The 1,281-nt window shown below is 69.6% G+C and carries 1 protein-coding gene and 1 pseudogene; one reads left to right on the forward strand and one right to left on the reverse strand.

The window, feature by feature from the left end; translation table 11 throughout:
• A pseudogene (locus tag EHS43_RS44745) lies at positions 1-230 on the reverse strand (GNAT family N-acetyltransferase); the annotation flags it as partial.
• 117 nt (positions 231-347) lie between these two features.
• Here EHS43_RS44745 and EHS43_RS44750 point away from each other — a divergent pair.
• On the forward strand, positions 348-1,281 hold a 934-nt coding region (locus EHS43_RS44750), incomplete at its 3' end, for an AAA family ATPase (protein ID WP_125196074.1).

The raw sequence follows: 1,281 nt of genomic DNA on the forward strand, positions 1-1,281 counted from the left end.
GGGCCGCGCGAGTCGAGCGCGGCGGTGGCCACGACCTGGTCCGCCGGGTCAAGGGCGACGAGGAGGGTGTGGCGGGCCGGGACGAGATAGGCCGCGGCCGGATCGATGATGTCGGCGTGCCAGCGCGGCACGTACCCGGTGTTGAAGTCGCGGTAGACGGTGTCGAGCATCACGGCTCGCGCACCTTCGAGGTCGTCCGGGCTCGCCGCCCTGATGCTGTAGTCACGCACTTGCACATCATATGCATTAAGCCTCGAACCTTGATCGCGGAGGCGATTTGACAGTGATCGAACGCACGCCATAGAACCTACCGACATGACATCCATTTTCAAAAAGACGGAGCGGTAGTGCGCATCGCCTTCGTCGGCAAGGGCGGCAGCGGCAAGACCACCCTGTCCGCCCTCCTCTCCCGCCATCTGGCCCGTTCCGGCGCACCGGTACTGGCCGTGGACGGCGACATCAACCAGCACCTCGCCGAGGCCCTGGGCCACGACGGCGGGGACCTCGGCGCTCCCCCGCTGGGCGCGCACGTGGCCGGCATCAAGGACTACCTGCGCGGCACCAACCCGCGGATCCCCTCCCGCGAGGCGATGATCAAGACCACGCCGCCGGGCCGGGGTTCACGCCTGCTGCGCCTGCTCGGCGACGACGAACTGCACGTCCGGCACGTCCGGCGGGTGGGTGACGTCCCGCTGATGGTGACGGGCGCGTTCGACGAGAGCGACCTCGGCGTGGCCTGCTACCACTCCAAGCTGGGCGGGGTGGAGCTGTACCTCAACCACCTGGTCGACGGCCCCGGCGAGTACGTCGTCGTCGACATGACCGCCGGCGCGGACGCGTTCGCCTCGGGCCTGTTCACCCGCTTCGACATGACCTTCCTGGTGGCCGAGCCCACCCGCAAGGGCGTCTCGGTCTACCGCCAGTACCGGGACCACGCGGCGGAGTTCGGGATCCGGATCGCCGTGATCGGCAACAAGGTGACCGGGGAGGACGACCTGCTCTTCCTCAAGGAACAGGTGGGCGAGGACCTGTTGACCCACCTGGTCCACTCCCCCTGGGTGCGCGCCGCCGAACAGGGCCGCGCCGAGGGCGGCCTGGACTCGCTGGAGTCCCACAACCGGCACGCCCTGACCGTCCTGCGCGAGACGGTCGACGCCCACCCCCGCGACTGGGCCGCCCTCCACGCCCACGCGGTCGAGTTCCACCTGCGCAACGCCCGCTCCTGGGCGAACGAGGCGACCGGCCTCGATCTGACCTCCCAGGTGGACCCGGGCTTCGTAC

This window comes from Streptomyces sp. RP5T (assembly GCF_003933965.1).
Lineage (GTDB): Bacteria > Actinomycetota > Actinomycetes > Streptomycetales > Streptomycetaceae > Streptomyces.